We start from the raw sequence: 6,391 nt of genomic DNA, 5'->3' as shown, positions 1-6,391 counted from the left end.
ACCTCGTATTCTATATAATCACTATGTATGAGTAATAGTTTCATTAAATCAATCCTGTAAAACAAATTAACATTATTAAAATTAATGATTCTTATAAGAAGATTAATGGGGGAGGCGGCGGAGGTGTAAAACACCGCATTAGTAAAAAATCTTTGAAATTACTTGCAATCCCATCTCTCCGCCTAATTTAAGAAATATAATAAATGATATAAGAATATTTCGGAAAAAATCCTAGAAAATTTTTCTCCTTAAACAATAGATAAGGATTCTTGGATCTTTGGGGGTTACGTATATTTTTGTTAAATGCGCTATATTTGTTTTTTGTATGAATCTGCAGTAAGAAGTTTATCAACTTCTGATTTATCTTTTATCTCCAACTCAACGAGCCAACCCTCATCATAGGGGCTTTTATTTATAGTCTCAGGTGAATCCTCTAGTTTTTTGTTAACATTAACAACCTTTCCACTAACAGGTGAATAAACCTCTGATACAGATTTCACAGATTCTACTACGCAGAGTTCATCGCCTTTGTTAACTATTTTACCAACTGGTGGTAACTCAACAAAAACGATATCTGTGAGCTGAGACTGGGCATGATCAGTTATACCAACAGTTGCCCTGTTGTCCTTTAGTTTCAACCATTCATGCGTCTTTGTATACCTTAAATCGTCTCTTACTTCATCTACCATAATCTATCAAACCCCAATAATTTACTATGGGTTATAAACATTTTCTAAATTTTTTTGAGCCCAGTCTTTTGGTACAAAAGGTGGTTTCACAACCCTAGCCTTCAAAGGTTTATCTCTAACAACGATATCCAGAATGTTTCCCTCTGACCTTAGGTCATAGCGGACATAACCCATTGCTATACCAACATTGAGACATGGTGAAAGTGTTCCGCTTGTAACTATGCCAACTTTTTCTCCGTCTTTTTGGATTATACAACCATGCCGTGGTATGCCTTTGTCGATACACAATAAACAAGTAAGTCTATCGTAGTTTCCTTGTTCTTTTTGTTTCAATAAAGCCTGTTTACCTATGAAATCATGATCCCAGTTTATAGTCCAACCAAGGGTAGCCTCCAGAGGTGTTTTTCCTCCTTGAAACTCATTACCAGCAAGCATGAAGCATTTCTCCAGTCTCAGCGTGTCCCTTGCACCAAGGCCTATGGGTTTTATACCAAATTCTTTACCTGCTTCAAGTATTTTATTAAAAACAACCTCTGCTTTTTTTGTTGGAGTAATCTGCAACTCAAAACCTAGTTCTCCGGTATAACCTGTGTGAGATATGATGCAGTCAACACCTGCGATTTTATCATATTGACATCCAAAAAATTTCACCGAATTAAGATCTGTATCAGTGAGTTTCTGCAGTGTATCTCTTGATTTTGGTCCCTGAATCGCGAGTATAACAAAATCCCTTGATACATCCTCTGCCTTTGCATCTAGTTTGTATTTTTTTGCTTGTTCATTCAACCATTTGGTTACGATAGCGTTCATACCAGCGTTTGGAATCATCATGTATCTGTCTCCAAGGTTCATAAAAATAGTGTCATCGATGATTGTCCCGTCCTCTTTCAGTATCTCTGTGTATTGGCTCTGTTTTTCCCCGATTTTTGTTGCATCTGTTACTGTAGTGAGGCTCAATAATTTCGTTGCGTCTTTTCCGGTGATCCATACGTTACTCATGTGTGAGACGTCAAAAAGACCTACTGCTCTTCTTACAGTTAGATGTTCTTCTCTTATTGACGAATATTGTAGGGGCATTTCGTAGCCAGCAAACTCTGTAAATTTGGCTCCAAGTTTTTCTTGAATTTTATATAACGGTGATTTTAATGGCATAACTATTGACTCTATCAGGGTGTATATTATGAGTATAGTTTAAGATTTCGCAATTTCGCATAAAAATAAATTTTATAGAGTAATAGGATATTTGTTCTATAAATTTTATATATAAGAATAAATAGTGTTGGTATGCCGTCGATGCCAACAAAAAAAAGGGGTACACCTCCTTGTTTTAGAAACAGGCGGAGGAGGCAGTAGAAAGAAATGAAAAAGATATCAATTATAGCAATTTTGATGATAATAGGACTATTAGTTGCGACAGTAGTCACTGCATTACCCGGATCTCGCGTATCTCATGAGAATAGCGCCGATTTGCAATTAATACCATCTGATGACTCTCGTCCACTTGATTTAACCTATTCGATCAGTGGACATGTATATATTAAAAAGATAGGTATACCAATAAACTTGGCAAGAGTAAAATGGTTACAAGGTGGGATAACAGTTTGGACTTTACCTGGACCTGAAGGATCAGGATCTTATTCCATAGATTTAGGTACAACATGTCCGGGAGACACCGCTCTAAAGGCATCAAAAATCTTTTATTACCCACAAATAAAAAATGCGGAATACATAGGTCACGGTAGGTACTATGCTGATTTTTATCTCCAGCCTTTCTTTTCTTGATTAACTAAACAAAATCTTTTTTCTTTTTGCTTTTATATTGTTTTTAGTTTTTATTACAAAAATTTTGACTTTAATTGCAGAACCGATTTCGACAAAACATTTATCAAACATATCTCATAACATAAAACGATGAAACAAACGGAAATAGAAGGTGTTTTTAAAAAAGAAAACTATCTATTCACAGAAAACCCTACTTCATGCAGAGGCATAAAGGTATACAACGAACAATTAATTTCTTATCAAGATAAAGAGTTTCGCTCATGGAATCCGTATAGAAGCAAACTAGCTGCTGCGATTTTAAAGGGGTTAAAAAACATAAAAATAAAATCTGATTCTAAGGTATTGTATCTGGGTGCTGCAACAGGTACGACTGTTAGTCATATTTCTGATATCTTAAAAAATGGTGTTGTATTTGCTGTTGAGAGCTCACCGATTGCATTAAAAAAATTGTTGATGGTTAGTGAAAAAAGAAAAAATATTGTTCCTATTCTCTCTGATGCTAATCATCCGGAGCAGTACAGTACGGTTGTATCTTCTGTTGATCTTGTTTATCAGGATATTTCACAGAGGAATCAGGCGGAGATTTTCATAAAAAATCTAAAAAAATATTTAAAAAAGGAAGGGCAGGGTATTATGATGGTTAAGGCGCGTAGCATAGATGTTTCCTCTAAACCAAAAGAAATCTATAACGCTGTGATTAGTCAATTAAAAAAACATGGTTTTAATGTTATAGAAATAATTGATTTATCACCATATGAAAGGGATCATGCCGCGATTTTAGTAACACCATAAAAATTTTAGATTGCTATGTTTATTTCTTTTAGCATTTTGTTTATGATGTATTTTGGTGCCTCTATCAGCATGTCTTTGTATGGGGAATTTGGTATTGTGTCTGATTTGCTTAGTCCTGTGGCTTTGTTTACGTGTTTTTTGATTTCATTTATGTAGAATTGTTTGATTTTTGATGAGTTCTCAGCTAGTTTTTCCTTCAGAGAATTAATTTCTAATGAGTTATTATCCACCGTATCTTTATCCAGTCTGTTTAGAAGTGGTACTATTACGCTATCTAGGATTTCCCCGTTTTCAAGGTCTACAAGGTCATCAGCTAGTTGGTATGCCAGTCCGATTTCTCTACCATATTCTTCTAGCGTTGTTAATATCTGGCCGTTTGCATTTGCCTCTATAGCACCTGCTTTGCATGCTGATGAGTAAAGAGATGCTGTTTTCATGTTTATAATTTTGTAGTATTCATTGAAAATTTTGGATTTTGTTATTTCTTTTGAACCATTGTTTTGTATATCTTTTTTGTTGAAATTTATTTCTTTTAATTCGCCGTTTAGTATTTCATTCCATGTGTCAGTATATAGTTTTGCTATCTTTTCTCCGTGTCGTAAGGCTATGTCTAGGCCTATTGCAAGCATTTTATGGCCAAGTAACATAGCACTTGGTATGCCTTCTTTTATGTATAGGGCGGGTTTTCCTCTTCGTTCTTTATCGTTGTCGATTATATCATCGTGTACCAATGATGCGGTGTGTGCAAGTTCTATGACTACAGCACCCTCTAAAGCTCTTTGGTATTGATATGGTGTTTCTTTTCCACCGGTGCATACCTTGAATGCTAGGTGTGCTAGTAGTGGGCGTAAACGTTTTCCTGATTCTAAAATTGAGATTATTTTTTTATCTTGTATTGTTGTTTCTATTTTTTTTTCTAAATCCAATTGTGTGTTTTCGAAGAAATCATTTAAAGTTTGTTTTTTGTTTGTCATTGATTCCCCTAATTTTTTAGACGATTTATTTTAATTTTATATTACATATAATATATTTATATTTTGTTGTATATAAATTATCTGAAATTATCTGCTATTTTTCGCCTCCCAAATTTATTAACAGATGTTGAACCATATGTAGGCTTGTTCTTAAAGTTTTTGGACCAAACATCCTATTTCGTGGATATCTAGAACCATGGGTGTATCTCAGATTGGTTTTTTTAAGAGGGAAGATGAAAACAGCATAACTACCTCAAATATTTTACTTATCACTCTCTTATGAAATCTGATGATATTATCTCTAGGTATACAATCTTGATAGAGACAAAAGCATATTTATTCCACTTTATCAAATTTATGTTACCAGGATAACAAAATCCGGGTGTTTTTGTTATTTATCGCACCATGTGGCAATGGGTGTTAATTTTGTAGACACCGAGCAACTATATATATCTCAGAACTGCTTTTACGTGATGCTGGGGGCGAAAACTGTTTAACCATCTTAAATTTTTTATTGATCTTTGAAATGAAATTATGTAAATCCTCACCCTCAAAAACTTTGCAGACAAAGTTTCCACCTGGTTTAAGCAGCATAGTTGCTAATTTAAGGGAGTGTTCACATAGATAAACACTCCTTGCTTGGTCAACAGAGTAGTTGCCAGATATATCTGGGGACATATCAGATAAGATGACGTCTGCTTTTTTTCCACCAGCAATGTTTTTTAGTTCCTCTAAAGTTGATTCCGCTGTTAAATCACCCTGTAAAAATGTTATGCCATCAATTGGTTTTATGTAATCTAAATCTATGCCTATTACTTTTCCTTGGTCGCCGACGAGTTCTTTTGCAACCTGACTCCAACCACCTGGTGCTGCGCCGAGGTCTATAACAAAATCACCTTTTTTGATAATGTTAAATTTATCCTGTATCTGTTTAAGTTTAAAAGCAGAACGCGCCCTATAACCAACTCTTTTGGCTTCTTTGTAGTAATGCTCCTTTTTTTTCTCTGAGTACCAGCGAGTCATAAAAAAAATTTATAGTATTATGTCTATGTCTAAACGCTCAGCAAGTTCTTTGTATCTGTTTCTGATTGTGACTTCTGTGACACCAGCGACATCAGCTACTTCACGCTGTGTTCTACGCTCACCGCATAGGATTGATGCTATATAGATTGAGGCTGCTGCTACACCTGTTGGTCCACGACCACTAGTTAGTTCTTTGTCCGCAGCATCCTTTAGTATCTCTATCGCCTTGGATTGTACGTCTCCGCTTAGTTTCAGTTCACTGCAAAACCTTGAGATATAGTCCTGTGGTGATGTCGGCATGAGTTTCAGACCTAGTTCACGTGCAATAAACCTATATGTTCTACCTATCTCCTTTCTTGAGACTCGTGAGGAACCTGCGATTTCATCTAGTGTTCTTGGGACATTACATTGACGGCATGCAGCATACAATGCTGCTGCTGAGACGCCTTCTATGCTCCTGCCACGTATAAGGTTCTTTAGAACCGCTTTTCTATAAATCATAGCAGCTGTTTCCCTAACATTTCTTGGAAGACCCATACCAGATGCCATACGGTCTAGTTCTGATAACGCAAAAGCTAGGTTCCGTTCTGTTGCATCGCTAACCCTTATTCTCCTCTGCCATTTCCTCAGTCTGTATAGTTGTGCTCTGTTTCTTGTTGGAATTGATTTACCATAGGAGTCACGGTTCTTCCAACCAATCATCGTACTAAGACCCTTGTCATGGATGGTGTATGTCATTGGTGCGCCGACTCGCGCTCTTTTTTCACGTTGATCAGAGTCAAATGCACGCCACTCAGGTCCCTGATCAATAAAGTCTTCATCTATAACAAGCCCGCAGTCTTCACAAACAAGTTCTGCTCGAGAATAATCCTTTGTGAGATGTGTGCTACCACATTCAGGACATTGGGTGATTTCTTCGATGCTTGGTTTATCTTTTTTCTTTTTTGATTGAGCGGGAATCATAAATTTTGCCCCCATAAATTTTTTAAACTTTTCGATATGCTTTTAAACGACATAATAGAACTTATATATAAATATTTCTACCATCTCAGTGCTTCGGAAAGTAGAAATTTATACTATTTTTTACTCTGCAACAACTCAACCTCATAAGACCAACAAACATGATCCCTT

At 35.9% G+C, this 6,391-nt stretch carries 7 protein-coding genes; 2 read left to right on the top strand and 5 right to left on the bottom strand.

Translation table 11 applies throughout. From position 1 onward, the window contains the following. Positions 1 to 308: 308 nt before the first annotated feature. Both gcvH and gcvT read right to left on the bottom strand, forming a co-directional pair. On the bottom strand, positions 309 to 689 hold the full coding sequence (gcvH, locus tag QHH19_06285; GenBank protein ID MDH7517933.1) for a glycine cleavage system protein GcvH: 381 nt from the start codon (positions 687 to 689) through the stop codon (positions 309 to 311). 24 nt (positions 690 to 713) lie between these two features. Further along, positions 714 to 1,841: a glycine cleavage system aminomethyltransferase GcvT gene (gene gcvT, locus QHH19_06280; protein ID MDH7517932.1), complete on the bottom strand. Its 1,128-nt coding sequence runs from the start codon at positions 1,839 to 1,841 to the stop codon at positions 714 to 716. 207 nt (positions 1,842 to 2,048) lie between these two features. Here gcvT and QHH19_06275 point away from each other — a divergent pair, with 207 nt between their 5' ends. Together QHH19_06275 and QHH19_06270 are read left to right on the top strand one after the other, a co-directional pair. After that, positions 2,049 to 2,471, top strand: a complete 423-nt coding sequence (locus QHH19_06275; protein ID MDH7517931.1) for a hypothetical protein — start codon at positions 2,049 to 2,051, stop codon at positions 2,469 to 2,471. 129 nt (positions 2,472 to 2,600) lie between these two features. Continuing rightward, positions 2,601 to 3,263, top strand: a complete 663-nt coding sequence (locus QHH19_06270) for a fibrillarin-like rRNA/tRNA 2'-O-methyltransferase (protein ID MDH7517930.1) — start codon at positions 2,601 to 2,603, stop codon at positions 3,261 to 3,263. A 5-nt stretch (positions 3,264 to 3,268) separates the two neighbouring features. Here QHH19_06270 and QHH19_06265 read toward each other — a convergent pair whose 3' ends face one another. From QHH19_06265 to QHH19_06255, 3 genes are all read right to left on the bottom strand, one after another. Then, positions 3,269 to 4,237: a polyprenyl synthetase family protein gene (locus QHH19_06265; protein ID MDH7517929.1), complete on the bottom strand. Its 969-nt coding sequence runs from the start codon at positions 4,235 to 4,237 to the stop codon at positions 3,269 to 3,271. Positions 4,238 to 4,657: 420 nt separating this feature from the next. After that, a complete protein-coding gene (locus QHH19_06260; protein MDH7517928.1) occupies positions 4,658 to 5,260 on the bottom strand; it encodes an RlmE family RNA methyltransferase in 603 nt (200 codons plus the stop codon). 9 nt (positions 5,261 to 5,269) lie between these two features. Continuing rightward, a complete protein-coding gene (locus QHH19_06255) occupies positions 5,270 to 6,223 on the bottom strand; it encodes a transcription initiation factor IIB (GenBank protein MDH7517927.1) in 954 nt (317 codons plus the stop codon). Between the last annotated feature and the right edge of the window lie 168 nt (positions 6,224 to 6,391).

It is taken from the genome of Candidatus Thermoplasmatota archaeon (genome assembly GCA_029907305.1).
Taxonomy (GTDB): Archaea; Thermoplasmatota; E2; order DHVEG-1; family DHVEG-1; genus JARYMC01.
The sequence above is the reverse complement of the archived record's forward strand: the minus strand, read 5'-3'. Positions and strand labels throughout refer to the sequence as shown.